The organism is Bacillus sp. V26, assembly GCF_034296245.1.
Lineage (GTDB): Bacteria > Bacillota > Bacilli > Bacillales > Bacillaceae > Bacillus > Bacillus halotolerans.
On sequence record NZ_JAXKQF010000006.1, the window covers coordinates 91396 to 117391 of the forward strand.

24 protein-coding genes and 1 pseudogene are annotated in these 25996 nt (G+C 43.6%); 11 read left to right on the forward strand and 14 right to left on the reverse strand.

Annotated features, from left to right (window positions below):
• Positions 1 to 15 precede the first annotated feature (15 nt).
• From UJ203_RS16750 to iolA, 6 genes are all read right to left on the reverse strand, one after another.
• Entirely contained in the window at positions 16 to 1335 is a 1320-nt protein-coding gene (locus UJ203_RS16750; protein ID WP_322012572.1) for an MFS transporter, read from the reverse strand.
• 14 nt (positions 1336 to 1349) lie between these two features.
• On the reverse strand, positions 1350 to 2243 hold the full coding sequence (gene iolE, locus UJ203_RS16755; protein WP_322012574.1) for a myo-inosose-2 dehydratase: 894 nt from the start codon (positions 2241 to 2243) through the stop codon (positions 1350 to 1352).
• Positions 2244 to 2258: 15 nt separating this feature from the next.
• Positions 2259 to 4172: a 3D-(3,5/4)-trihydroxycyclohexane-1,2-dione acylhydrolase (decyclizing) gene (gene iolD, locus UJ203_RS16760; protein ID WP_322012576.1), complete on the reverse strand. Its 1914-nt coding sequence runs from the start codon at positions 4170 to 4172 to the stop codon at positions 2259 to 2261.
• 32 nt (positions 4173 to 4204) lie between these two features.
• The gene (iolC, locus tag UJ203_RS16765; RefSeq protein ID WP_322012578.1) at positions 4205 to 5182 is read right to left on the reverse strand and encodes a 5-dehydro-2-deoxygluconokinase; all 978 of its coding nucleotides are present in this window, start codon (positions 5180 to 5182) and stop codon (positions 4205 to 4207) included.
• A gap of 23 nt (positions 5183 to 5205) precedes the next feature.
• Entirely contained in the window at positions 5206 to 6021 is an 816-nt protein-coding gene (iolB, locus tag UJ203_RS16770; protein WP_322012580.1) for a 5-deoxy-glucuronate isomerase, read from the reverse strand.
• Between the two features lie 74 nt (positions 6022 to 6095).
• On the reverse strand, positions 6096 to 7559 hold the full coding sequence (gene iolA, locus UJ203_RS16775) for a methylmalonate-semialdehyde dehydrogenase (protein ID WP_322012582.1): 1464 nt from the start codon (positions 7557 to 7559) through the stop codon (positions 6096 to 6098).
• Between the two features lie 406 nt (positions 7560 to 7965).
• Between iolA and iolR the strand changes: the two genes are divergently transcribed.
• The 7 genes from iolR to UJ203_RS16810 all read left to right on the forward strand — a co-directional run bounded on the left by iolR (position 7966) and on the right by UJ203_RS16810 (position 13808).
• Positions 7966 to 8721 carry a myo-inositol utilization transcriptional regulator IolR gene (iolR, locus tag UJ203_RS16780; protein WP_024123450.1) on the forward strand — a complete coding sequence of 252 codons (756 nt, stop codon included), beginning with the start codon at positions 7966 to 7968 and terminating at the stop codon, positions 8719 to 8721.
• A 53-nt stretch (positions 8722 to 8774) separates the two neighbouring features.
• Complete coding sequence (locus UJ203_RS16785) at positions 8775 to 9707, forward strand: aldo/keto reductase (protein WP_322012586.1); 933 nt, start codon at positions 8775 to 8777, stop codon at positions 9705 to 9707.
• 214 nt (positions 9708 to 9921) lie between these two features.
• Positions 9922 to 10572: a hypothetical protein gene (locus tag UJ203_RS16790; protein ID WP_322012588.1), complete on the forward strand. Its 651-nt coding sequence runs from the start codon at positions 9922 to 9924 to the stop codon at positions 10570 to 10572.
• A 3-nt stretch (positions 10573 to 10575) separates the two neighbouring features.
• Positions 10576 to 10884: a DUF2653 family protein gene (locus UJ203_RS16795; RefSeq protein ID WP_322012591.1), complete on the forward strand. Its 309-nt coding sequence runs from the start codon at positions 10576 to 10578 to the stop codon at positions 10882 to 10884.
• A gap of 220 nt (positions 10885 to 11104) precedes the next feature.
• The gene (locus UJ203_RS16800) at positions 11105 to 11671 is read left to right on the forward strand and encodes a CGNR zinc finger domain-containing protein (protein WP_322012593.1); all 567 of its coding nucleotides are present in this window, start codon (positions 11105 to 11107) and stop codon (positions 11669 to 11671) included.
• A gap of 112 nt (positions 11672 to 11783) precedes the next feature.
• Positions 11784 to 12296 (forward strand): HPP family protein, encoded by a 513-nt coding sequence (locus UJ203_RS16805; protein ID WP_322012595.1) that lies wholly within the window; start codon positions 11784 to 11786, stop codon positions 12294 to 12296.
• Between the two features lie 126 nt (positions 12297 to 12422).
• The gene (locus UJ203_RS16810; protein WP_227598463.1) at positions 12423 to 13808 is read left to right on the forward strand and encodes a sugar porter family MFS transporter; all 1386 of its coding nucleotides are present in this window, start codon (positions 12423 to 12425) and stop codon (positions 13806 to 13808) included.
• 44 nt (positions 13809 to 13852) lie between these two features.
• On the opposite strand, the gene htpG is transcribed toward UJ203_RS16810, so the two are convergent.
• Both htpG and UJ203_RS16820 read right to left on the reverse strand, forming a co-directional pair.
• Complete coding sequence (gene htpG, locus UJ203_RS16815; RefSeq protein WP_105991069.1) at positions 13853 to 15733, reverse strand: molecular chaperone HtpG; 1881 nt, start codon at positions 15731 to 15733, stop codon at positions 13853 to 13855.
• 189 nt (positions 15734 to 15922) lie between these two features.
• Positions 15923 to 16174, reverse strand: coding sequence for a hypothetical protein (locus UJ203_RS16820; protein ID WP_024123458.1), 252 nt, complete (start codon positions 16172 to 16174; stop codon positions 15923 to 15925).
• A gap of 118 nt (positions 16175 to 16292) precedes the next feature.
• Here UJ203_RS16820 and UJ203_RS16825 point away from each other — a divergent pair, with 118 nt between their 5' ends.
• Entirely contained in the window at positions 16293 to 17114 is an 822-nt protein-coding gene (locus UJ203_RS16825; RefSeq protein WP_322012599.1) for an SDR family oxidoreductase, read from the forward strand.
• Between the two features lie 33 nt (positions 17115 to 17147).
• Here UJ203_RS16825 and UJ203_RS16830 read toward each other — a convergent pair whose 3' ends face one another.
• The gene (locus tag UJ203_RS16830; protein WP_322012601.1) at positions 17148 to 18308 is read right to left on the reverse strand and encodes a TetR/AcrR family transcriptional regulator; all 1161 of its coding nucleotides are present in this window, start codon (positions 18306 to 18308) and stop codon (positions 17148 to 17150) included.
• A 141-nt stretch (positions 18309 to 18449) separates the two neighbouring features.
• Between UJ203_RS16830 and UJ203_RS16835 the strand changes: the two genes are divergently transcribed.
• Both UJ203_RS16835 and UJ203_RS16840 read left to right on the forward strand, forming a co-directional pair.
• On the forward strand, positions 18450 to 19787 hold the full coding sequence (locus tag UJ203_RS16835) for an aldehyde dehydrogenase family protein (RefSeq protein WP_322012603.1): 1338 nt from the start codon (positions 18450 to 18452) through the stop codon (positions 19785 to 19787).
• A 625-nt stretch (positions 19788 to 20412) separates the two neighbouring features.
• Positions 20413 to 21582 carry a hypothetical protein gene (locus tag UJ203_RS16840; RefSeq protein WP_322012605.1) on the forward strand — a complete coding sequence of 390 codons (1170 nt, stop codon included), beginning with the start codon at positions 20413 to 20415 and terminating at the stop codon, positions 21580 to 21582.
• Positions 21583 to 21709: 127 nt separating this feature from the next.
• Here UJ203_RS16840 and UJ203_RS16845 read toward each other — a convergent pair.
• The 4 genes and pseudogenes from UJ203_RS16845 to UJ203_RS16860 form a co-directional block, all read right to left on the reverse strand.
• Positions 21710 to 21989 (reverse strand): annotated as a pseudogene (locus tag UJ203_RS16845) (hypothetical protein); the annotation flags it as partial.
• A 139-nt stretch (positions 21990 to 22128) separates the two neighbouring features.
• Positions 22129 to 22557 carry a DUF5391 family protein gene (locus tag UJ203_RS16850; RefSeq protein ID WP_322012607.1) on the reverse strand — a complete coding sequence of 143 codons (429 nt, stop codon included), beginning with the start codon at positions 22555 to 22557 and terminating at the stop codon, positions 22129 to 22131.
• A gap of 144 nt (positions 22558 to 22701) precedes the next feature.
• Positions 22702 to 23643, reverse strand: coding sequence for an aldo/keto reductase (locus tag UJ203_RS16855; protein ID WP_322012609.1), 942 nt, complete (start codon positions 23641 to 23643; stop codon positions 22702 to 22704).
• Between the two features lie 86 nt (positions 23644 to 23729).
• Positions 23730 to 24107, reverse strand: coding sequence for a MerR family transcriptional regulator (locus tag UJ203_RS16860; protein WP_322012611.1), 378 nt, complete (start codon positions 24105 to 24107; stop codon positions 23730 to 23732).
• 157 nt (positions 24108 to 24264) lie between these two features.
• Between UJ203_RS16860 and UJ203_RS16865 the strand changes: the two genes are divergently transcribed.
• Positions 24265 to 24720, forward strand: coding sequence for an RDD family protein (locus tag UJ203_RS16865; protein WP_010332551.1), 456 nt, complete (start codon positions 24265 to 24267; stop codon positions 24718 to 24720).
• 53 nt (positions 24721 to 24773) lie between these two features.
• On the opposite strand, the gene UJ203_RS16870 is transcribed toward UJ203_RS16865, so the two are convergent.
• A complete protein-coding gene (locus UJ203_RS16870; RefSeq protein ID WP_322012615.1) occupies positions 24774 to 25976 on the reverse strand; it encodes a DUF418 domain-containing protein in 1203 nt (400 codons plus the stop codon).
• Between the last annotated feature and the right edge of the window lie 20 nt (positions 25977 to 25996).

Below are 25996 nucleotides of genomic sequence, written 5' to 3' on the forward strand. Positions count from 1 at the left end.
CACTCCCTCTGTTTGTTACATCATTTTGCTTTCTTTGCCTTGCTTTACATGATTGTGAGGCGATCCGTAGAGTTCCTCTTGAATTTGTTCAAGCGACTTGCCAGATGTATTCGGCGCGAAAAGAAGCCCGATCATCATGCTGGCCGTCACACACCCGAGGAGAATTGCAGCCATCGTTCCAATGCCGAAATGGCTGATAATCATTGGGACAAACAGACTCCAAATCCCTATTGAGATACGAACAAGAAAAAACATCAGTCCTTGGGCGGAAGCACGGTATTGAGTAGGAAAAATTTCGCTGGCCCATAATTGATAGTTCGCCTGCTGGCCGGCTCCGTTATTGATCCCCATCACCACGATAAACAGAAGCAGGACCGGTATTCCTTCAACCGGGAGCAGAAACAGCGTCCAGCCGATGACGGCCATAAAAGCAGCGATTCCAAAAACCGTTTTTCTATATTGATCTGCAAAGGGCATAAAAATCAGAGCGACCCCAAAGCCGGTAAAGATAAACAGACCCATTTGCAAAAGGATTGCCATGTTGGCAGATACCCCGCCGACCTGCTGATAAATGTAAGGCATAAAGAAGCCCATAACGCCGGCGGCTAAGTTCCAAACCAAGTACACACCCATTAAAAACAGGATGCTTTTTACATACTTAGGCTTGAGCAAATCAAAATATGAGGTTTTGTGTAGTACAGCCGGCTTCTCTGCCACCTGTATGTCTGCGGGCTTATTTTTCTGCTGCCACGCGTCTGACTCAGGAAGCCTGATTCTGAGGACGTACGTAATCAGCGCAATCACCAGCAGATGAGCAAACACAATTTTATTTCCCAACAGACCTAAATCACCGACCAACACAGAGAGAAGCAGAACAGCGACTGCCCCTGCGGCCCACGCAACCTGTGCCACGCCGCAGTGGCGGGCCCGGTTTTTCTTAGGCGCGTTTTCCGCGATGATCGTCCATGAGGCGGTGATATCTGCGCCAACTGATAGCCCGATAATCATGTAACCGCTTAACAGCATGGGGAAGTTAACACTAAACAGGACGAAACAAATCCCCAGCGCATAAATCAGCATGCTGTTCGTATAAACAGCTTTTCGCCCGACTTTATCCGCCAAAAATCCCCCAAGCAAAGCGCCGACAGCGGCAGAGATGGCATTCGCGCTCAACGCGCCGAGCAATCCGATTTGGGTATCTGACAGCTTCAGGTAACTGACCCATAACGATAAACCAGCAGATCCAGCCACAATCGAACCGGCATCAATGTAGTTAGCCAATGCTGCCGCGATTGTCCGTTTATTGAAGGCCGAATCTGCATTGGTATTGCCCATATATCCAGTCCCCATTACGCCAGATCCAGCAACTGCTCATCAATATAGTTTCTCGCGATCAATGCATACTCAAGCGGGTTTGCGACATCGGGGTCCTGTTCAGCTTCAATGACAATCCATCCGGAATAATTGTGTTTTAACAGCAGCTGATATACGTCTCTAAAATCAATGCAGCCGTCACCGGGAACCGTAAACATGCCTTTTAAAAACGATTGCTGAAACGATTTCCCTTCAAGCCTGCATTGTTCCATGACATTCAGGCGAGCATCTTTAAAGTGCACGTGCTTAATGCGGTTGATATGCTTCTTCAGCATTCCCAAGTAGTCACCGTCAGAAATATATGCATGGCCTGTATCATAGAGGAGGTGTACATGCGCAGGATCTGTTCCTGACATCAGGCGGTCCACTTCTTCCGCTGTTTGGACACCGGTGCCGAGATGGTGATGATAGACAAGCTTCAAGCCATGCTGGTCAGCAATTGTGCCCAGGTGATTCAGCCCTTCGCAAAGCCGTTCCCACTCCTCATCAGTAAAATGCGGCTTCTCTGTGAACACGTTTTTCTCCAGACTTTGCACGCTGTAGGTTTGTTCAGAGACAACTGCGACATCCGCATTGACTTGCTGCAAATACTCACAATGCAGGGTAAATGCCTTCGCCGCTTCACCAAGTCCGTCACGCAAAATAAAACTGCTGAACCATTTTCCCGCAATGCGTAAATTCCGAAGCTTAAGCTCTTTATTAAGAATGGAAGGCTCGGGGAAAAAGCCCCCGACCTCCGTACCTTGAAAACGCGCGACAACAATATCACTTAACAAATGCTGAAGTGTATTTCCCGCTCCGATTTCAGGCATATCATCATTCCGCCACCCAATGGGAGCGATCCCCCACAGGATTTCATGTTTGCCCATCATGATGCCTCCCCTCTAATACTGCTTAGCAGATTCGAGCATGTTCTCTTTTGCTTCATATGCTTTTTGAACGCTTTCTTGTTCAGATACCTCAGCCACTCCGACATTCCACCAGCTGTCATAGCCGTCAGTCATTGTTTTTGGCAGCACTTTCATTTCAATCAACGTTGATACGTCTTGTTTCTTCGCATCCTCTAACGCCGCTTTTAACTCTTCTACTGTGTTAGCACGGTACGTTTTCGCGCCGTAACCCTCAGCGACTTTCGCGTAATCGATATTCAAGATTTGGTTGTCATCTGTGCGGAACTCACAGTAGTAGCTGCCGCTCCCGTGGTCCATTTGCAGGTTGTTGATACATCCGAATCCTGAGTTGTCAAAAAGCAGCACATTGATCTTCTTGTTATACTGAATCGCTGTGATCAGTTCGGAATGAAGCATCAGGAAGCTGCCGTCTCCGACAATCGTATACACTTCTCTGTCTGGGTGAGCCAATTTAAGCCCCAGTGTGCCGGACACTTCATAGCCCATGCAGGAATATCCGTATTCCAGGTGATACGTATTCGGGACATTGGAGTGCCACAAACGCTGCAAATCTCCCGGAAGAGAGCCTGCCGAACAGATAATCACGCTGTCTTCAGGAATAGTCTCGTTAATCGTCAGCAATGCCGTTGTTTGCGGAAGCTCAGTATTCAACGCGTCAGCGTATTCATTTAGAACCTCTTGAGAGAAATGATGTTTGATTTCCGGATCAAAGTCTTCCCGTTTAAACGTCACTTTGCTGAGGCGTTCGCGTTCAGCGAGCCATTCGTTCTTCAGCTCTTGAATCGTTGAGCCGAATTCACTCTTATAGCCTTCAAGCAGGCCGTGCAGTTTGCCAAGCGTCACTTTCGCATCCGCCACCACTTGGAACGCATCGAGTTTATACGCCTGCATTCGGCTGACATTGATGTTCAGAAACTTCGCTTTATCAAAATCAAAAGCGGTCTTAGAGGATGTCGCAAAATCCGTATATCTTGTGCCGATACCGATAATCAAATCAGCCTGGCGGGCCGCCTTATTTGCCGCGAGTGTTCCTGTGATGCCCATTCCGCCCAAGTTGTTCGGAAAATCAGCTTCCACAGTCGATTTGCCTGCCTGTGTTTCAACCAGCGGAATGTCACAGGCCTCAGAAATGGCGATTAATTCATCGCGCGCACCGGAATATTTCGCGCCTCCGCCTACGAGGATCACAGGGTTTTTGCTGGCTTTAATCAGCTCCGCCGCACCTAGAAGCTCACGCTCGCTCGGCTGCATGCGATCAATATAGTGAACCCGTTTGACGAAGAAACTTTCATCGAAATCGTACGCTTCGCCTTCCACATCCTGAGAAATGCAAATGGTCGCCGGACCCGCTTTTGCCGGATCAGTCATGACTTCAAAAGCGCGAAGCAAGCTGCTCATCAGCTGCTCAGGGCGTGTAATGCGATCCCAGTATCTCGATACAGGCTTCAATGCATCGTTTGTTGTAACCGCCGCACTGTACTCTTGCTCCATTTGCTGCAGTACAGGGTCGGGCTGTCTTGTCGCAAATGTATCTGCCGGAATGAAGAGAACAGGAATATTATTTGCCAATGCAGTGCCGGCTGCCGCCACTAAGTTGGCCGCTCCCGGTCCGACAGATGTTGAGACCGCGTAAATTTTTCTTCTCAGCATTTGCTTGCTGTACGCCATTGCGGCATGCGCCATTCCCTGTTCATTTTTCCCTTGGTACACTTTTAAATGGCCAGCATCCTGCTCAAGCGCCTGCCCAATCCCTAAAACATTTCCATGACCGAAAATCGTGAAAATCCCTTCTACGAAAGGCTCTTCCTTGCCATCAACATGGATGTACTGCTGGTTTAAGAATGTAATCAGCGCTTGTGCTGTTGTTAAGCGAATTTTCTTCCCCACAAACGATCCCACCTTTACTCGATCTTTTTCAATTATGACTGTGCTTCAATAAGCTGAGCGATTTCATCCGCCGTCGGCATGGCTTCCGATGAGCTGTGCTTGCTGACAACAATGGAGGCTGAGGCGCTTCCGTATTTCAATGCCGTTTCAATGTCTTTGCCGCTGACAAGTCCGTAGATAAAGGCCGAAGCATATGAATCACCGGCTCCGAAGGTTTTCAGCACTTTTGTCTTGTACGCTTGGGCGCGGAAGATTTCGCCGGATTTGCTGTATGCGTACGAGCCTTCTACGCCATGCTTGATGACGACGAGGTCGGCTGAATGATCAAATAAAGAATCGACAGACTCTTCATTGCTGCCGCCTGTGCGGTTTTCCATGACATCGAATTCATCTCGTGTTCCGATGACGATATCGGACTGCTCAGCGACCAAAGAATAGTAAACAGCTGTTTCATCGGCTGACTGCCATGTATATGGGCGATAATCCAGTTCGAACACGACTTTTACCTGGTGCTTTTTCGCATATTGAACAGCTTTTAACACCGCTTCCCGTGACGGGCTTTTGGCGAGCGCTGTCCCGGAAACGAGCAGCATTTTCGCATTTGCGATGTAGTCCTCGCTTACCTCTGAAGGCTCAAGATAAAGATCGGCCACGTCATCGCGGTACATTAAGATGCTGCATTCTTCCGGGCTCAGAATTTCAGTAAATGCGAGACCGGCTTTATGCCCTTCCTTATCAACGACCATTTGCGTTGTGTCTACGCCGGTTTTTCTCATATAGGACTCTATGAATCTGCCATGCTGGTCATCTGGAATTTTGCCGATAAAGCCCGCTTTTAAGCCGAGCTTTGAGCTGCCGATCGCGATATTCGCAGGCGAACCGCCGACGTATTTCGAAAATGTCATCGTTTCTTCCATTGGGCGATTGTATTCAACCGCGTTCAGATCAATACACGCCCGGCCAATGGCAACAATATCAAAGTCCTTCTCTTCATTGAATGTATACTTCATCGTAAACAGCCACTCCTCACTTGTTAGCGTTCTAAAATCCACTCATGAGCCGGATCATTATGAAACTTCCATTTTCGTGTCGGTCCTGCCATGACATTTAAATAGTAGGACGTATATCCGTCCGGCACACCTACCGGGTGATATCCCGCAGGAACGATGACAACGTTTTCATTTTCTACAGTCATTGTCTCGTCAATGGAGCGGTCATCTGTGTAAACGCGCTGAAATACAAAGCCTTGGCCCGGATCTAATTCATGGTAGTAGGTTTCTTCCAAGAAGGACTCCTCCGGCAGGTTGTCTTGATCGTGTTTATGAGGCGGGTAGCTGGACCAGTTTCCGCTGTCTGTATACACTTCAACCACTAAGAGGCTGTTAGCTGAAGGATCTGAATCCGGAAGAATGTTGTGAACGGTCCGTTTGTTGGAAAACTTTCCGCGATGTTCAATCCCGTTGTCTTCCGCCTTGATCAGCTTTGTCGGAAGCTGTTTCTCTGATGGCGAATAGCAAAGCGCCACTCTCGCATCACGCTCTGCCGTAATCTCAAAGGCACGGTCATTGGAGATATAGACGCTGTCTGTCGGTTTTCTCTCAAATACGCTTTCACGCGTACCGATATGTTCAAACGTAGATTCATGATCCGTCACTGTGATTTTTCCCGTCACTGCCACAATGCAGATTTCTTGTTTTTTCAATTCTTCTGTATAGCTTGAACCGGATGCGAGTTCTAACACTTTAAACTCTACATAGGTAAGATCTGAGTTTGATTTCGTTACTTCATGCACAAGTTTGACGCCTTTTGATACTTCATTCGACTGCGGCTTACGCAACAAATGACTCATGGTTAAGCCCTCCTCTTTCTATGGTAAGAATGAGTCCGAACAGCGCAGAGACACGCCGTTCGGCTGTTCGTCGTTTAGTTGAAATCAGGTGCCGGGTATCTTGCTGTCACTACTTTTTTACGCGTGTAGAAGTCAACGCTGTCCTTACCGTTCGCGTGCAGCGTTCCGAAGAATGAAGACTTCCAGCCGGAGAATGGGAAGAACGCCATCGGTGCCGGCACACCCAGGTTGATGCCGAGCATTCCCGCGTCAATATTTTCACGGAAGTAGCGGATGGCATTCGAATTGGATGTGAACAGGCAGGCGCCATTCGCAAATTCAGACTTGTTGGCAATCTCAATGGCTTCTTTCAGGTTTTTCACACGAATGACGGATAGGACAGGAGCAAAGATTTCGTCTTTCCAGATCGTCATCTCTGTTGTGACATTATCGAAGATTGTCGGGCCGACAAAGTAGCCGTCGTCAGACACATTTTCACGTCCGTCACAAACGAGTCTCGCGCCTTCTTCCAGCCCTTTTTCAATGTAGCTGAGCGTGCGTTTCTTGTTGTCCTCACGAATAACCGGTCCCAAGAATACGCCGTCATCAAGGCCGTTTCCGATTTTAATCTCAGCGGCTTTTTCTTGGAGCTTCGCCATGAATTCATCAGCGATACCTTCTTCAACTGTCACAACCGCACAAGCCATGCAGCGTTCTCCGGCTGAACCGAAGGCTGCTCCGATGATGTTTGTGATCGTGTCTTCGAGATTCGCGTCATTCAGGACAATCGTGTGGTTTTTGGCGCCTGTCAGAGATTGAACGCGTTTTAAATTTTCGCTTCCTTTTTTGTAGACGTATTCACCGACCGGCTTTGAGCCTACGAATGAAATCGCTTTAATTTCAGGATGCTCGAGGATGCCATTCACAACGTCATGCGCACCGTATACGACGTTGAAAACACCTTTTGGAAGGCCTGCTTTTTCAAAAAGCTCAACCAATTTCTCCGTTAACAGCGGCGTACGCTCAGACGGCTTTAAAATAAATGTGTTGCCGAGTGCAATGGCCATTGGGAACATCCAGCAAGGAACCATCATCGGGAAGTTAAATGGTGCGATTCCGCCGACAACTCCAATCGGGTAGCGGTAGTTGGCCGCTTCCACATCCGTCGCAATAGAAGCAAGTGAGTCACCCATCATCAGAGAAGGCGCGCCGGCTGCGAACTCAACGTTTTCAATCCCGCGTCCCACTTCTCCCAGAGCTTCTTTTGTGTTTTTGCCGTTTTCGATGGTAATCAGATGAGCAAGTTCTTCTTTATGCTGAGACAGCAGCTGCTGGAAGTTAAATAGAATTCTCGCACGGCGCGGAACCGCCACTTTCGACCATGTTTTAAATGCCTCACCTGCTGTTTGAGCCGCGTAATCAATATCTTCTTTTGTAGAAATCGGCACTTGGCACAGCACTTCTTTCGTAGCCGGATTGAAAACGTCTTCATATTGATCCGTTTTGCTTTCAACCCATTCACCGTTGATATAGTTTTTTAATTTTCTGATTTCTGCCATTCTTATTGCCTCCTTCATTAGTAAACACATACACTTGTATGGATGGTTCAGGATAGATTCATAAGATAACAATTAAACGCTTTCAAAAAAACAAAAAATCAATGGTTAGATACACTTTTTATGTAAGCAACCATATCATCACTGAAATCACACACAACAGGTTACTTCTTGGTCATTTCTTGGTTATATTTTAATCGTATAATACCCATAAGTCAATCATAAACACTACATTTTTTCATTATTTTTATTATACTAATCTTTCAGTAATGCAAGAGACCGCCTGGAAGTCCGGCGAATCTTGCAAAAGATACATACCAATGTTATCATTTTTTAAGCAACTATTGATTAACTTTTGGTTTTTATTATATATTTACATTACTTTAAGATTCAAGAAGGAGTTTTTTGTATGAAATTGATGCGGATACAGGAAATGGAGGAGTACATTTTATCGCATGGCACTGTTTCCTTAGATGAGCTGTGCCAGGTTTTCAATGTGTCGAAAAACACAGTCAGACGCGATATCAACAAGCTGACGGAAAAGGGTGCGATCGAAAAAGTATACGGCGGCGTAACATCAATTGAGAAAACCGCACTTGTTCCTTTTGAGAATCGCACCATCCAGCACCAAGATGAGAAAACAAAAATTGCCCATTATGCTTCCCGGTTTATTGAAGACCATGACTTAATCTTCATTGACTCAGGAACAACGACCAAATCGATTCTCGATACGCTTGATCCGAACAAAAATGTCACCATTTTAACCAACAGCTTGGATATTATCAATGCGGCATCTGCTATGAAGAATATCAACTTAATCATTATCGGAAACAACTATAAGAGAAAAACACGCTCCTTTGTCGGCATGGATGATCCGGGCACTTTGGAGAAGTACAATATCAATAAAGCCTTTATGTCTGCAACCGGAACAACACTGACACACGGACTGACCAATTCGGATCTGCTCGAGTATGACATTAAAAAGAGGATTTCTGAAAAAGCGAAAGAAGTGTATTTATTGGCCGACCATTCAAAATTCGGAAAATCAACGCTGCTCACCTATGCGCCCTTTGACAGACTGCACTGTATTGTGACCTCTCAGCCGTTAGATGACGAGTACACGCAGTACTGCCATGAGCACCAAATCGGCATTCATCTGGCCTAACGTTTACAATAGTGTTGAGAGTCTTTCATCAATTTTATTCCAGGAGGTAGATCATGAAAAAAGCAACGCTCGGAAAATCAGATTTGCAGGTATTCCCTATCGGATTAGGAACAAATGCTGTAGGTGGACATAACCTCTACCCGAATCTGAATGAAGAAACCGGAAAAGAATTGGTTCGCGAGGCCATTCGTAATGGCGTGACCATGTTAGACACTGCTTATATTTATGGCATCGGCCGTTCGGAAGAGCTAATTGGTGAAGTGCTGCGCGAGTTCAATCGTGAAGATGTCGTCATTGCCACAAAAGCCGCGCACAGAAAAGAAGGAAATGACTTTGTTTTTGATAATTCGCCTGAGTTTCTGAAAAAATCAGTTGATGAAAGCCTGAAACGTTTGAATACCGATTATATCGATCTGTTCTACATTCACTTTCCGGATGAACATACGCCGAAGGATGAAGCGGTTAACGCACTGAATGAAATGAAGCAAGCCGGAAAAATCCGTTCCATCGGTGTCTCCAATTTCTCTCTGGAACAGCTGAAGGAAGCCAACAGAGACTTTTTGGTCGATGTGCTTCAAGGTGAATACAACCTGTTAAACCGTGAAGCGGAAACAACCTTCTTCCCGTATACGAAGGAACACAATATTTCATTCATCCCTTACTTCCCGCTTGTATCAGGATTACTGGCCGGAAAATATACGGAAGATACGACGTTCCCTGAAGGAGACCTGCGAAACGAACAGGAACACTTCAAGGGCGAGCGTTTCAAAGAAAATATCAGAAAGGTCAACAAACTGGCGCCGATTGCTGAAAAGCACAACGTGGACATCCCTCACATCGTATTGGCTTGGTATTTGGCAAGACCGGAAATTGATATTTTAATCCCTGGAGCAAAACGGGCCGATCAGCTGATTGATAACATCAAAACAGCTGATGTAACGCTTTCTCAAGAGGATATTTCGTTTATTGATAAGCTGTTCGCATAAGAAAAAAACAGCCTTCTCCATGGGGAAGGCTGTTTTTTTTGCCCATAAATTGGTTTGATTTTGATACAAAACTTACAAAAAGAGCCATGAATCCGATAAAATAAAGGTAGTTTATCTCAGAAAGAAAGTGATTGAAAAAGCTAAACATGATATGAAAGATTGATATGATTCAAACCAGAAATAACGGGCCGTTGCGGTCTACGGAGGAAACAGAATGAAACTGAAATATGTAAAAGCCTTAGTTGCAGTAACCGTTGCTTTAGGTGTACTGCTGCCAACAACCATTTCTCATGCAAAAAGTTTTAGCGGCCGCTCCTCATCCAGTCACAGCAGCCGAAGTTCAAGCTCGTCATACAGCGGAAGCTATAAATCCAGCCCGAAATCAAGCTACGGTTCAGGATCAAGCTCTTCAAGCAAAAAGTCCAAAACGTCTGATGATTCATCATCATCGATTTCACTGAAAAAGAAATCTTCCGAAAAGACAAGCTCATCAAGCTCTAAAACATCGTCAGGCACGTTTTCCGGCGCCACATCAAAAGTAAGCGGAAAGACATACAGCGGAAAAACATCTAAAGCTTATGTTGGCGGACGTTATGTTTCAGTGAATCATTATTACAATGCCGGATTCTCGCCATCAGGATGGTTTGGCTATTATAGCGGATTCACAACGAGTATGTTCATGATCAGCATGATGCACCCTTGGGGTTACACCTATCATCCAGTCGGGGGCCCGGGCTATGTTTCTTATGGCGCTTCACCCATTGCCTGGATCGTTGATGTCATCGCTTTGATCATTATTTTAATCATTGTCATCGCACTGATTCGCGCATTTAAAACACCGAAGACGTACAGAAGGAGCTTTTAGGTCATGAAATTGGTATTAAATGAGCAAGAAATTGTAGACGGGATTTGTGTGTATATTTCTAATGAAGAAGAGATTTACCCTGAGGACGTTGAAGTAAAAGAGCTGTCTTACAACAAGCGTACAGGATTCTTCGCTGAAGCCAAATATGGCCTGCATCACAAGCAGCTTGAGTCAGATGACATTTCAGAAGGCATTATTCAGTTCTTAGAGGAATACCACAACTTCAATCCAGACGTTACCGTCGTTGAATTGCAATTTGATAAGAAAAAAGGATTCTCCGCCTTGGTTTTCGTCAACGCGGGTGAAGAATAAAAATGTCCTAATCAGAACCTTACTCCGGGCGAGTAAGGTTTTTTATGATGTTTTTTGAAATGCAGGTACAGAAACGGCTGTTTCCGGTAATGGGAGGAGCACCATCCCTAATGATCAGCAGACTGCCTGACAGATAAAATGGGAAAAAGCCTCCTTTTACTCATATCCTTGCGTGAAAAAGGTTTTGGCGCTTACAATGATTTTGAAAGGAATGATTACAATGGCAAATGCTCAATTCCCTCTTATCACACAAAACCTTTCTCTCGATCTCGTTAATACTGAAATCATAAGCTATGATAAACGGCACGATCTCATCCAGTCAGAAAAAGATCTGATGGCATGGTTTGAAATAATGGGAGAAACTGCTCCTTTTCTCAAGTCTTTTACGCTGCAGCAAGTCCAAGAACAATTGCAACGGATTCATCAATTCCGCGCTGAGCTGAGAGAACATTTTGAGAGTATCGCAGAAGGCAGTAAACCTTCTCTAGCTTTTATCGCTTTCCTGCAAGATCAAATCGCCGCCGCTCCTTTTTCTTATCAAATCCTAGATGACAAACTTGCCCGCATTCCGAATGGAAAACCAGATGATTCTATTTTATCGCTTATCGCTTACGATGCATTATGGCTGATTCATACAAAAGAAATCCAACAGCTGAAACGGTGCGCAAACGAAAAGTGCATTTTGCTTTTTCTTGATAAAACAGGAAGGCGAAAATGGTGCTCCATGAAGATATGCGGCAACAGACAAAAAGTCTCACGCCATCATAAAAAAATCAATAATGAGTAAAAAACCGTTCCCCAGAGAACGGTTTTTTTATCGAAGTTAAAACTAACCGTTAAAAATAAAATTGACAGGTTAGTTTATAGCTATTATCCTATACATACTGGGAGGGATAAATTTGGAAAACAACTTCTTTTTGAAAATGCAAGGAAAAGGAAAAACACCTTTACAGGTACACGGAAAGGACGCCGTCACGGGATTTTTAGGAGGATTCATCACCATTCTGGCGCTTGCAGTATTGACCTCTTATACATCAAGCCCATGGTTAATGGCCCCTTTTGGAGCGAGCTGCGTGCTGGTATTCAGCGCTTGGAATGCACCTTTATCACAGCCGAGAAATGTGATTGGCGGGCATTTTATATCTGCACTTACCGGGCTGGCTGTCCTTCATATATTCGGGGCTCATCCCTGGACTTTTGCATTGGGGACAGGGCTTGCCATCTTTTTCATGATGCTGACCAAAACCACTCATCCTCCTGCCGGCGCAGATCCCATTGTGGTCATTCAAGGGGCGTATGCTTGGAGTTATTTACTGTTTCCCGTTTTCATTGGATCTGCCATCATCGTGATCATCGCTCTCGTGATCAATAACTTGCGTAAAAACCGTCAATATCCCTCGTTTTGGCTTTGAATTTCCTTTTGTGAAATCAATCTTTTTTCAAACAAATGTTTCAAATTGATTAGGAGAAGGGTACTAATCTATTAACTTTGTTACATCGTACATACTCATTGGCTCAAAGACTGAGGAGGAACATTTGTGAAGACAAACACAAGGAAATATATGATCTACTTTTTCGGCGCTTTAGGGGGGCTGCTTTACGGTTATGATACGGGCGTCATCTCGGGAGCGCTGCTGTTTATCAACAATGATATCCCTTTAACAACACTGACAGAAGGATTGGTTGTCAGCATGCTGCTCCTCGGCGCGATTTTCGGTTCCGCCTTAAGCGGCACGTGCTCCGATCGCTGGGGCAGGAGAAAAGTCGTATTTGTTTTATCTATCATTTTTATCGTCGGGGCGCTTGCTTGTGCATTTTCTCAAACCATTACCATGCTGATCGCGTCTCGGGTCATTCTCGGCTTGGCTGTAGGCGGTTCAACGGCGCTGGTGCCTGTATATCTTTCCGAAATGGCACCGACAAAAATCCGCGGAACTCTCGGCACGATGAACAATTTAATGATTGTCACCGGTATTTTACTTGCATATATCGTAAACTATCTATTCACACCGTTTGAAGCGTGGCGCTGGATGGTGGGGCTGGCTGCGGTGCCTGCCGTGCTTTTATTAATCGGGATCGCATTTATGCCTGAATCACCAAGATGGCTCGTGAAGCGCGGGCGTGAAGATGAAGCGAAACACATCATGAAAATCACTCATGATCAAGAAGATATTGAACGTGAACTGGCAGATATGAAACAAGGGGAAGCAGAGAAAAAAGAAACAACACTCGGCTTGCTAAAAGCCAAATGGATTCGCCCTATGCTTCTCATTGGCGTCGGCCTCGCCGTTTTCCAGCAGGCTGTCGGGATTAACACGGTTATCTACTACGCGCCAACCATTTTCACTAAGGCCGGTCTCGGCACATCTGCATCGGTGCTCGGCACAATGGGAATCGGCGTACTCAACGTCATCATGTGTATTACAGCTATGATTTTAATTGACCGCATCGGCCGCAAAAAGCTGCTGATCTGGGGAAGCGTCGGTATTACGCTGAGCTTGGCCGCACTATCGGCTGTGCTCCTGACGCTGGGGCTCTCAACATCAACAGCTTGGCTGACCGTCGTTTTTCTCGGAGTTTATATCGTATTCTACCAGGCGACATGGGGTCCAGTTGTATGGGTTCTGATGCCTGAGCTCTTCCCATCCAAAGCGCGTGGAGCCGCGACGGGCTTTACCACTTTGGTGTTATCGGCAACCAACCTGATCGTGTCGCTGGTCTTCCCGCTGATGCTCAGCGCCATGGGCATTGCATGGGTGTTTACAATTTTTTCAGTCATTTGTCTTCTCTCATTTTTCTTCGCCCTTTACATGGTTCCTGAAACCAAAGGGAGAAGCTTAGAAGAAATTGAAGCAAGCCTGAAAAAACGTTTTAAAAGAAAGAACAACGGACAAAGCCGTATGCTCAATGAACGGACGTCATAAATAGAAAAAGGAATCGTCTCATCGGGACGATTCCTTTTTTATGATTACACCATCACCTTGCACATATTGTTCGTAAATTCCACAGGGTCCTGAATCGGCAGACCTTCGATCAGAAGCGCCTGGTTGTACAGGAGATTTGTGTACAGGCTTAGTTTCTCTTTATCTTGTTCGAAAGCGTTCTGCAGCGTGTTGAATACCTCGTGATTCGGATTGATTTCCAGCACTTTGTCCGCTTTTACATTTTGGCTGTCCGGCATCGCATTTAAGATTTTTTCCATCTCGATTGTCACTTCACCGTCAGCTGCAAGGCAGACCGGATGAGATTTGAGGCGTTTCGATACTCTGACGTTTTTCACTTTGTCAGACAGAATATTTTTCATTTCCTCAAACAGATCCTTGTACTTGCTTTCCTCTTCTTCAGACTGCTTTTGATCCTCTTCTGAATCGATGCCAAGATCGCCGCTTGAAACAGATTTGAACTCTTTTTCTTGATATGAAGCGAGCATTTTGATCGCAAATTCATCGATGTCCTCTGTAAAGTAAAGAATTTCATAGCCTTTGTCCGCTACCATTTCCGTTTGCGGCAGTTTTTCAATGCGATCATATGAATCACCGGTCGCGTAGTAAATATATTTCTGCTCTTCAGGCATTCTGGATACGTACTCGTCCAGGCTGACCAGTTTTTTCTCTTTGGAAGAGTAGAATAATAAGAGATCCTTCAATTGATCTTTATTCGCGCCAAAATCATTGTACACGCCGAACTTCAGCTGTCTGCCGAACGATTTGTAGAAGGTCTCATATTTTTCTCTGTCTTTTTTCAGCAGGCTCTGCAGCTCGCTTTTGATCTTTTTGCTGATGTTTTTCGCAATCAGCTTCAGCTGGCGGTCATGCTGCAGCATTTCTCTGGAAATGTTCAGCGACAGGTCCTCAGAATCAACCATACCCTTCACAAAACTGAAGTGGTCCGGAAGCAGATCCGCGCATTTGTTCATGATGAGCACGCCGTTGGAATAGAGCTCCAAGCCTTTCTCATATTCCTTAGAATAATAGTCAAACGGCATGTTTTCAGGAATAAATAAAATGGCGTTGTAGCGCACGGCACCGTCAACACTGATATGGACATGAGTGAGCGGTTTATCAAATCCGTAATGCTTTTCAGAATAGAACGTTTCATAGTCCTCATCTGTCAGCTCGCTCTTGTTTTTTCTCCAGATCGGCACCATGCTGTTAACCGTCTGTTCCTCCTGCACCTCTTCAAATTCATTGTCGCTGCCTTCCTTCGGCTTATTAACCGTTGTATCCATTTTGATCGGGTAGCGAATGAAGTCAGAGTACTTTTTGATGATCGCTTTTAAACGATATTCTTCTAAAAACTCATCATAGCTCTCATCTTCCGTGTTCTCTTTGATCTTCAGGATAATGTCTGTGCCGACAGAATCCTTTTCACACGGCTCAATTGTATAGCCGTCTGCGCCAGCAGATTCCCATTTATACGCTTCTTCGCTGCCGAGCGCCTTACTGATAACGGTCACCACATCGGCAACCATAAACGCCGCATAAAATCCGACACCGAATTGCCCGATGATGTCATGGCCGTCCTTCAGTTCGTTTTCTTTTTTAAACGCAAGAGAGCCGCTTTTCGCAATCGTACCGAGGTGCTGTTCAAGCTCGTCCTTTGTCATTCCAATCCCTGTATCCGTAATGGTCAGTGTTCTCGCGCCTTTGTCAGCCGCGACTTTTATGTAGTAATTGTCTTTATCGAAGGTTAGCGCATCATCTGTCAGCGCTTTGTAATAGATTTTGTCAATCGCGTCACTCGCATTGGAAATTAACTCGCGAAGAAAGATTTCTTTTTGAGTGTAAATGGAGTTAATCATCATATCCAGCAGTCGTTTGGACTCTGCTTTAAACTCTTTTTTGGCCATTCAGCTCGCTCCTTTTTCATGCTTTGTGATGTTATGTAAACTCTTTTCAGCATCTATTTATCATATATGATGACTCATGTCAATACGGTTTTCATCAAAGATTGATAGATGCATATATATGTAAATTTAACATTAGTTGGGTGTGTTTTCACTATTTTTTCTAGACAGTCTGATACGAAAAAGAGAGGATCAGCCTCTCTTTTGTCCTGCATCATTCCATCGGCTAAACTCCCGCTTCATCCAAATATGCACCGGATAGAAAAACAAACAGAACGGTATCAGAAACAATAGATTATGCCATGAAGCATTCAGAAATGCGCTAGCTGTCACCGGAAACGTAATCTCTTGCAATAAAAAAGAGATGACAGTCAGCACAGCAAACGCAGCCGGAATCGTAATGAGACAATAAAATTTGAGTTCCTTCTTATGCTGTATCTTCAAAACACATAAAACCTCCCAACAATTTCTAGTTCATTTTAACATATACAGGTATTACTTTTCTCACATGTTTATCACTGCACACAGCGGGAAGACAACTAGAAAAAGGAGGATTCGTGTTATGGGAAGACTTGATAACAAAACCGCTGTGATCACAGGTGCTGCGACAGGCATTGGACAAGCAACGGCAGAGGTTTTTGCCAATGAAGGCGCGCGTGTGATTGTCGGCGATATGAATGAAGATCAAATGTTAGAGACAGTCGAAGCGATCAGACAAAACGGAGGACAAGCTGAGGCTTTTTACCTTGATGTGTCAGATGAAGAAAACGTGAAGCAATTTGCTGATCAACTCAAAGACGCGTACGGAACGATTGATATTCTCTTTAACAACGCCGGCGTCGATCAGGAAGGCGGAAAAGTGCACGAATATCCCGTAGATCTGTTTGACCGCATTATCGCAGTCGATCTGCGCGGCACGTTTCTTTGCAGCAAATATCTGATCCCGCTCATGCTCGAAAAGGGAGGCTCCATTATCAACACCTCCTCCATGTCAGGCAGGGCTGCGGACCTTGACCGCTCCGGCTATAACGCCGCAAAAGGCGGAATCACAAACCTGACAAGAGCGATGGCAATTGATTACGCAAGAAGCGGCATCCGGGTCAATTCCATCTCACCGGGTACGATTGAAACGCCGCTTATTGACAAATTAGCTGGCACCAAGGAACAGGAAATGGGCGAGAAATTCCGCGAAGCCAACAAATGGATCACGCCGCTCGGCCGTCTCGGCAAACCGAAGGAAATGGCGACGGTGGCGCTGTTCCTCGCATCTGACGACAGCTCATACGTCACAGGCGAAGACATCACCGCAGACGGCGGCATCATGGCGTATACATGGCCTGGCAAGATGTTGATTGATGAGAAATGGAAGGAAGAAACGAAATAAGAGAGGGGATTCAGCCCCTCTCTTTTTTGTTGTTCAAAGCAATATAATCTTATACTTCTTCACATCCAAAAACTGCAAAAACTCCCTGGCCAGCACCCTCGGATCGTGCGCCTTTCCCTCATCCAGCCGATACAACATCAAACCGATAATCATAGCGGAAACATAATAAGCATAAAGTTTCTTCCCCGCGCGGATATCAAGCTGCTGGTGCAGGTAAAAAGATTCCAGCGCTTTGAACATGCTGGGTATCACATGAGGAATTCCCCATTCAGGATTGAGAAACCGGACAATGGGCGAGCGTTCCGATAATGCAGAAAGCAGGCTGGCAAGCGCCGTCTCAGCTTCCGCTAAAGAAAGCTCATCCGGACTGGCACTCACCGTCAGCCGATCAATCATATCTGCACACGATTGATGAATCATCGCTTGTAACAGTTCATCTTTATTGGCATAGTGATCATAAAAGGTCGCCCTGCGGATGTTGCTTTTTCTGGTGATATCCGAAATGGTCACCGCCGAATAGTCTTTTTTCTCCGCCAATACGTCCAGCAAAGCCTCTTGCAGCGCCTGTCTCGTGCGGACAACACGCCGGTCAATTTGCTTATTCTCCTCCGGCTCCGCTTCAGCAGCCTGCCCAAACAGCCAATAAAACCGTTTCTGAGAAACGAGGTCCCATACCTTGTGGCTGATGGCTTGCGGAGATGCAGACGCATCCTCATTCAGCCAGTACAAAATAATCGCATACGTATACAAAGCCCTGTAATGTCCGTAAATCTCCTGCTCCATCGGCGTCAAATTCACATGAATCGGAGACAGCATGACATCCTGCTGAAACACATCTTTAAAAAACCGGTGGAAATTGTGATACGGTACGTTGTCTCTGACCATCATTGCTGAAAAAAAAGATTGATGCTGATGAACAAAAGACAATGTCGGATGCACTGTTTGCCTCTTTTGGCTGAGATGAAGTGTATCCATGTGCTTGAAGGCTTCGTAGAGCGCTTCGCTCAATCCTTCCTGCATGTCACTCATCAAATCCTCAATGATTGAAAACTTATCCTCGTAATAAAGATAGAGCGTCCCGCGGCTCACTTGTGCGTGTTCAGCAATTTCTTTCATTGTAATCTGTCGAATATCCCTTTTTTCTAATAAATCCAGAAGCGCCTGTTTGATTTGAGCCTCAGCAAATTCCGGCAAAAGAGTCACCTCCAAACTTAGACAGATGTTCGATATATGTACGGTAACGTATAGATGATTCTCCGTTGTCTTTCTTATAGAAAAGATACCACTTTATAATAGTTCCGAGATAAGCAGAAAGCAAATGAGGGGGATTTTACAATGGAACAGCAAGTAAAAGACGACATTCAGCGCGTCTTCCAGCTTCAGAAAAAACAGCAAAAAGTGCTGCGCGCTTCAACAGCGGAACAGCGTAAAGAAAAGCTTCAGCGCTTTTTGGATTCCGTCATTGCACATGAAGAGGAAATCATCGAAGCGATCCGCAAAGACGTGCGGAAGCCATATCACGAGGTCAAAAAAGCGGAAATCGAGGGTACAAAAAAAGCGATCAGAGATAATATGAACAACCTGGAAACATGGATGGCACCCAAAGAAGTCGGTTCATCCTTAAGCTCTGATGCCAACGGAATCCTTATGTACGAGCCTAAAGGCGTTACGCTTATACTCGGTCCGTGGAACTACCCGTTTATGCTGACGATGGCGCCGCTTGCCGCTTCTATCGCTGCAGGAAACAGCGCCATTGTGAAGCTGTCAGACTTTACAATGAACACGAGCAACATTGCTGCAAAAGTCATCCGAGATGCTTTTGACGAAAAAGAAGTTGCCATTTTTGAAGGAGAGGTTGAAGTGGCCACTGAGCTTCTTGATCAGCCGTTCGACCACATTTTCTTCACCGGAAGCACAAATGTCGGAAAAATCGTCATGACAGCCGCCGCCAAACACTTGGCATCTGTCACGCTTGAGCTTGGCGGCAAGAGTCCGACCATCATCGACAGTGAATACGACTTAATGGACGCAGCGAAAAAAATTGCTGTCGGCAAGTTCGTAAATGCCGGCCAAACCTGCATCGCACCGGATTATATCTTCATTAAAAAAGACGTGCAGGACAAGTTCGCAGGCATTTTACAAACCATTGTCAACGCAGGATTTATGGAAGATGATTACACGCCGGATCGAAACAAATTTACGCAAATTGTCAATGACCGCAACTTTAACCGCGTCAAAGCGTTATACGATGATGCCATCGAGAAAGGCGCGGAAGTCGTGTTCGGCGGCGTATTTGATGCAAGCGACCGTACGATCTCGCCAACCGTTTTGAAAAACGTTACGCCAGATATGAAAATCATGCAGGAAGAAATCTTTGCACCGATCCTGCCGATGATGAACTATGAAGACATCGATGAGGTCATTGATTACGTAAATGACCGCGATAAACCGCTAGCGCTTTATGTATTCAGCCACAACCAAGACCTGATTGACAACGTCCTTCAGCACACCACATCAGGAAATGCAGCGATCAATGATGTCGTCGTTCATTTCAGTGACGTCAACCTGCCATTCGGCGGCGTAAATACAAGCGGAATCGGCTCTTACCATGGGGTATACGGATTTAAAGAGTTTTCTCATGAAAAAGGTGTGTTTATTCAAGCAGTTCAATAATTAGATAATCAAAAGGCGCTCCTCCCGGGAAGCGCCTGAACTTATTTGTTTGAATAAAACCAGCTAATTAAAGAACAATATAAAACTAGTGCTCTTTTTCTTTGAATATCGACAGCAACTTGAATTAAAATTGAAAGAACTGCAGTCATTCACTTTTAAATGTATAGATACAAAAGGAAAGTTTTTCTCAATTAACATTTTTTGATATTTTGATTAGTATTCACTCAAAAAAGGCACATAGTTTGTCTATTAAGGTGGATTTTAATCTTAAACTATTGAATTCTCAATTACATTTATGTATATTTTATACGTATTTATACTTTTATATCCAGCGATAAATTAATAAGTTTTTAGTTTAAGAAATCCTTCAAAATACATTTTAGGAGGAACTCAATTATTAAAAATGTGGAAAATAATGGACTCGAAAGACTTTTATTCAGGTAAGTTTATTTATAATTTTTTTGTCAAATCTTTCTCTTTTATTGAATCTCAAACAAAATCTTTTATATTTTCACTTCTCCTAGAGTACATTTTTTTGTTGATATTACTTACTATTATACTAGCGTTTATTCAACTAGGTTTATCCGAACTCAGATTTAAATTTCTAAGTAGACTTTACAAGAGAATGATCAGGCATAAGAAAATTAAAGTAATTAGAGTTATTTCAGAATTCTACTATCTAATAGATAAATTTTTGTTTCTTATATCTCCACATGTATTGACGTATGAATTTAACGATAATAACTCTTTAAAAAGATCCGAAGCCTTCAGCCCTATTGGTATTTATAATATAATAATATCTTTTTTAAAAACACTGTTTGGATTTTCACTTATTAATGTACTTATTTGGATAACTATATTCTCAATTCATAATCCCACTATGCTCAACCAAATATCTGACATTTTATCTTGGCGAAAATCTTGGGCTTTTATAAAAACTATAGATTACAAAACAATAAATGCAATCACTGGTTTTTTGGCACTTTTAATATCAATTTTTACACTAATAATGTTTAGGACCAATCTTTTAAGATCAAAAGCAAAAAGAAAAATACAAGATGAAAAATATGAACAGGTTATAAAGTATCAAATCATTATATCTACTTCTTTAAGCAAATGTTTATATTTAGCTGAAAAAAATATTAATTACTTAGAATCAAGAATAGATTATTTAACAAGTTGTTTCTGCGAAACATTATCATCTTCAAATTTTTACTTTGCAAATGGTGAATTAAAAACCCGTGAAAACTCTAATTGGAGTCTTAAGCATAACAGTGACATGGAGCAACTCAAAGACTTCAACTCATTTAATGAGGAACTTAAAAAAATTGAAAATTGTTTAGAGTCAATGAATAATGAATTTCTTACTCAAACATATTTTAAAGTTAATAAATCTTCATCTTATGAAAGATGGAAATTACACCTCAATCCCTTTGGTAAGGTAATGTTAGATCAATTCCTTATTGACCGTAATTTCTTATTAGCACTTGCTAATAATTCATTCGATAAATATAGTTATTTATTTGACTTTTTTAATAAGGTAAACATGTTAAAGATCGGAGATTTATCGGTTGAACAATTTACTGAGGAATATAAATACTATACCAGCAACTCTATAGAAGATATAATATCGAGAGAAGAAAAAAATCTACAAAGGGCTGTAATTGATTTTAAAAATAGACTAACTACAACCTTTGAGGATTCTATTTATTATTATATTTTAAGCCAGCAATATATTCGTATATTAGATAAAAATTCAAAACTAACTTTACCTGATTGGTTTTTTGGAAAATAAATTACACTATATAAGATTTACCTAAGCTATATGATTACTAATTAATATAAAAAAGGCATTTTCCTTAGAAAGAAAATGTCTTTTTTTAAGAATATACTTACGTTTCCCCTAAAGCCATCGGTTTCGCCTAGCTTTCAATATAAATCGCCCCATCATCAGCAAGCAGAGGTAAAGAACTGCGTCGCTTTCGGTTTAATAGGACCGTCATTCGTTGCCGTTTGCGTTCGCTGCATCGATCTACATATCATCAGATCCGAAATAATCCTTCCTTCGCGGTCAATCAGCGTCGTTCTGACCGGACTTTCTGTGTTAAACGACTAGTTCATGTTTCCACCTTTGCTAATTGAAAACTATTCTCCGCTTCCTGAGCCGATATAAATGTGTCCGTTATGGTCCTGAACTGGAGAAACCGTTTGAGCTATTGTAGCATCCACCAACCAAAGCTTTCATACGAAATCACTTTATAGTTTTTCTGTGATTTCCAATACGTGATACACACACTTAACAAATATAATTAACTAAAAATCTTACATTAACGACAACTGGTTAATTATGCAAATCCCTTGTGACAGGCTTCTTTGGCGCAGAACGAAACGCTGCAAAAAACCAAATGATGTTTACAGCCGCTGAAGCGAGACAGAGCCCCATCACAGTGATTACATCAGAGAGCGGATGATCACCGAATATACTGACCATCAGCACAATGGCGGCAGTAGATAAGTGAATCAGCAAACCCATGCCGCAAAGCGCCGCCATCACAAATCTCATTGCATCCACACCCAGCATGTAAATGAGGATTGGAATGAGATAGAAAACAAGTATCATACCAATTGCCGACCACATACCGATAGAGTTGAACTGATTGGCTGAGGACCCCGTGTCTGCCAGCGGAGAAAGTGAAGCCGCAGCAATCATCACGCAAAAAAGGAACGCAGAAATCGCAGTCACGATCATCACGCTATTTTTTCTGGACATGATCAATTGGCACCTCCTAAAATAGAAATATTAACCTTTATTATCATAAGGTAAAATCTAATAGAAATCGATGGGTTTTCTAAAAACACCCATAAAAAAAGATATACTCCATTCATTTGAAATAGAGTATATCTGGAAAAAACGTTAAGAACTGAATATCTGATCCATTTGTTTTAGTTCATCTTTTGATAAATGAAGATTTGCTGTTTTGATATTCGTCTTGAGCTGGCCAGGCCTAGTGGCTCCAGGGATGATCAAATCAATCCCAGGCTGATGCAGCAGCCATGACAAAGCGACCTGTGCCGGCTCCGCTTGTTTTTGTTCAGCAAACCGCTTTAATTTCTCCACCTTCTTAAGGTTTTTCAGATACGCATCACACTGAAAAAGCGGGTGATTTGCTCTTGATGCGTCAGTAAAAACATCATCCGCTTTGTACCGTCCGGCAAGCAGTCCCGCGGCCAGCGGATAAAACGGGATAACAGAAATTTCTTTTTCCATGCAGTATGGAAGGATGTGCTCCTCCGCATGTCGAGCAAGTAAAGAATACTCGGTTTGAAACACGTCAAGATGGCCGCCAGCATTAAACTCTTGCAGCTGGCGGAAGTCCAGGTTTGATGCGCCAATGGCTCTTATTTTGCCTTCCTTTCTTAAATCGGCCAGTGCGTTTGCAGCTTCACCTAACGGGGTCCTGCTGTCTGGAAAATGCAGAAACAGGATGTCGATATAATCCGTTTTCAATCGGACAAGTGCGTCTTCCGCAGCCTTGCGCAGTGCTGACGGGCGAATGTCGGTCTTAACAGTCCCGTTCACATACTCTGGAGACGGAGAAAGTTTCGTTGAAATGACGACTTTCTCACGATTGCCGCGCTGGTTCACCGCCTCGCCAATCAGCTCCTCAGACCTGCCCAAGCCATATAAATAAGCTGTATCAACAAAATCAATGCCTTCATCAAATGCGGCGTGAATAAGATTTTTCCCCATCGCTTCCGTCACATTGGGATACATCATTGTATTGCCGACAACACCTGCACCTAATCCAATGCTGAAAGCACTCAGTCCTGTTTTTCCAATCGTTACTCTGTTCATGTATAAAACACTCCCCTAGATATGCATTCCCCTGCTTTCAGGGTTGTGTTTTATGCTAAAACCTGGTGTTAACACCAGGTCAATACCTATTTTTTGATATGATGCGGAGGGCCAAACCCTTCCCCGCTCTCCAGCTTCGCTTCGATCAGCTCCCACACCTGCTGCAGCTCACTTTGCTTCTGTTTCAATTTCTCCTGGTAATTTATCAGCAGCTCGCGCTGAGTATTATCCAAGCGATCTGTCTGTTCCTGCAGGCTGAGGAACGGCTTCATTTCCTCTAAAGACATGCCCGTTTTCTTCAAACATCTGATGAACAGCAGACGTTTCTTGTCATCCTCACTAAACACCCGATGGCCGTTCGCTTTTCGTTTAACCGTCGGAAGCAAGCCGATTTTCTCATAATAACGAACCGCATCCTCAGTCATTTGGCACTGCTCCATGACTTCTTTTAATGTATAAGGCATGTTTTTTCACCGTCCGTGGTAGTTTTATATAGTAGAAAAGAAAGGATAAAAGACTCATTTTTCAGTAATATCAGGATTTTATCACCATATCATATTGCAAAAGCTTTTTTTACAACGTATACTGTTCCAGATTAATTCAAAGGAGAGAGAAATATACATGGAAAAACCGGCAGGATTTTGGATTCGTGTTTTAGCTTATTTGATTGATGGCATTATTGTATCTGTTCCTAGCTATATTATTCTATTTATTATCAATTCCGTATTTATCGCTGGATCCATCGCAACAGACCCATACATGACAAAAGACGAATATATGGTGAAATACTTAACGCTGGCATTTTTGCCAACCATGCTGATTATGATCGTCATCAGTGTGTTATATTACGGTCTGCTTACAGCTTCTAAAATGCAAGGCACGCTCGGCAAGAAAATTCTCGGGCTGAAAGTAGTCAATGAACAAGGCGGACGCGTGTCTATCGGGCAGGCAATCGGCCGTTACTTTGCGTACATATTATCTGGAATTATCTTTTATATCGGTTTTATCATGGTGGCATTCGGAGAGAAAAAGGGCCTTCATGACATCATTTGCCGTACACGGGTTGTATATAAATAATTGAAAACATGAAAAAGTCTAGACGTCAATTATGAGTCTAGACTTTTATTTATCTATGATTTCTTCAAGATCGGCTGCCACTTCATATACGTAAGGCTCCTCCAAAGCCACTCAAACGGCCCCATTCGGAATGCCCGCAGCCAAAGATGGCTGATGATCATTTGAAGGGCACATACCGCGATCGTGATCAGCACGCCCGCAGCCGGATATACTTTTCCGTATAACCCTAACCCGTAGTGATAGAAAATCCACGTACAAATGATTGATTGCATGAGATAGTTAGTAAATGCCATTCTCCCGACTGCGGAAAAGTATTGCAGCGGCTTAGCCAGTCTTGTCTTATGATAAAGATACACAATCGTTGTGACGTAGAAAAACATAAGAAAAGGCGCACCAACCAGCAAAAATACTTCCATTTCGGTCACACTGTACAATATATGAGCGCTGATGCCAATGACCAGCCCAGACAGCCATACTCTTTTTAACGCTTTGCGGTGCTTTTCCGGCTGATGCAAAAATCTTGATTTTGCCGCCGCGGCTCCCAGCAAAAACATACTGAAATATGGGATGGAGGCAAAAAAGAAATTCAGCGGATTATAGGTCAGCATGCCATTCATTGACATATAAACGAGCCGATCGTGGATTCGCTGTTCCGCAATGTCTTTCAGGCTGCCGTTTCCGTAAGCATGCAGCGCCTGCTTCGCTTGCTGAATGGCTGCTTGTGCCCATTCTTGTCCGTTTGCTTGATGAAAGCTTGCCAAAATGAACGGAAGAGAAAACAGGAGATACAAAGAGACTGCCCATATCAACAGTGTTTTCGGCTTTGCTTTTCTGAACAAAAGTAAAACCAAACCAAGCAGGGCGTATTCCGTTAAGATATCCCCGTCCCATATCAAAAAAGCATGAATGGTTCCAAAGATGAAGAGTGCCAATAATCTTCTGATATAAAGCGGGACAAAACGTTTTCCTTTGCTTAACGCTCTCTCCATCATCACCACCATGCCAAACCCAAATAAAAATGAAAACAGTAAAATACATTTGGTTTGAATCAAAAATTTCAATATTTCTGCTGCAGCAAAGTCTGCACCAGACCACTTTTCCGTGAAAAAATTATTCTTTCCAAGCATAGACAAATACATATCCGGATAACTGAAGTGCGCCAAATTCACAAATAGGATGCCGAAAATGGCAATTCCTCTTAACACGTCAAGCACACCAATCCGCTCATTTGTCAGAGTCGGCTGTAATGAAGCCATATGGATCACGCTCCTTTTTT

Coding starts and splice junctions, on each gene's coding strand:
- UJ203_RS16750 (WP_322012572.1), bottom strand. CDS start 1,335: ATGGGCAATACCAATGCAGATTCGGCCTTCAATAAACGGACAATCGCG.
- iolE (WP_322012574.1), bottom strand. CDS start 2,243: ATGGGCAAACATGAAATCCTGTGGGGGATCGCTCCCATTGGGTGGCGG.
- iolC (WP_322012578.1), bottom strand. CDS start 5,182: ATGAAGTATACATTCAATGAAGAGAAGGACTTTGATATTGTTGCCATT.
- iolB (WP_322012580.1), bottom strand. CDS start 6,021: ATGAGTCATTTGTTGCGTAAGCCGCAGTCGAATGAAGTATCAAAAGGC.
- iolA (WP_322012582.1), bottom strand. CDS start 7,559: ATGGCAGAAATCAGAAAATTAAAAAACTATATCAACGGTGAATGGGTT.
- iolR (WP_024123450.1), top strand. CDS start 7,966: ATGAAATTGATGCGGATACAGGAAATGGAGGAGTACATTTTATCGCAT.
- UJ203_RS16785 (WP_322012586.1), top strand. CDS start 8,775: ATGAAAAAAGCAACGCTCGGAAAATCAGATTTGCAGGTATTCCCTATC.
- UJ203_RS16790 (WP_322012588.1), top strand. CDS start 9,922: ATGAAACTGAAATATGTAAAAGCCTTAGTTGCAGTAACCGTTGCTTTA.
- UJ203_RS16795 (WP_322012591.1), top strand. CDS start 10,576: ATGAAATTGGTATTAAATGAGCAAGAAATTGTAGACGGGATTTGTGTG.
- UJ203_RS16800 (WP_322012593.1), top strand. CDS start 11,105: ATGGCAAATGCTCAATTCCCTCTTATCACACAAAACCTTTCTCTCGAT.
- htpG (WP_105991069.1), bottom strand. CDS start 15,733: ATGGCCAAAAAAGAGTTTAAAGCAGAGTCCAAACGACTGCTGGATATG.
- UJ203_RS16825 (WP_322012599.1), top strand. CDS start 16,293: ATGGGAAGACTTGATAACAAAACCGCTGTGATCACAGGTGCTGCGACA.
- UJ203_RS16835 (WP_322012603.1), top strand. CDS start 18,450: ATGGAACAGCAAGTAAAAGACGACATTCAGCGCGTCTTCCAGCTTCAG.
- UJ203_RS16840 (WP_322012605.1), top strand. CDS start 20,413: ATGATCAGGCATAAGAAAATTAAAGTAATTAGAGTTATTTCAGAATTC.
- UJ203_RS16850 (WP_322012607.1), bottom strand. CDS start 22,557: ATGTCCAGAAAAAATAGCGTGATGATCGTGACTGCGATTTCTGCGTTC.
- UJ203_RS16855 (WP_322012609.1), bottom strand. CDS start 23,643: ATGAACAGAGTAACGATTGGAAAAACAGGACTGAGTGCTTTCAGCATT.
- UJ203_RS16860 (WP_322012611.1), bottom strand. CDS start 24,107: ATGCCTTATACATTAAAAGAAGTCATGGAGCAGTGCCAAATGACTGAG.
- UJ203_RS16865 (WP_010332551.1), top strand. CDS start 24,265: ATGGAAAAACCGGCAGGATTTTGGATTCGTGTTTTAGCTTATTTGATT.
- UJ203_RS16870 (WP_322012615.1), bottom strand. CDS start 25,976: ATGGCTTCATTACAGCCGACTCTGACAAATGAGCGGATTGGTGTGCTT.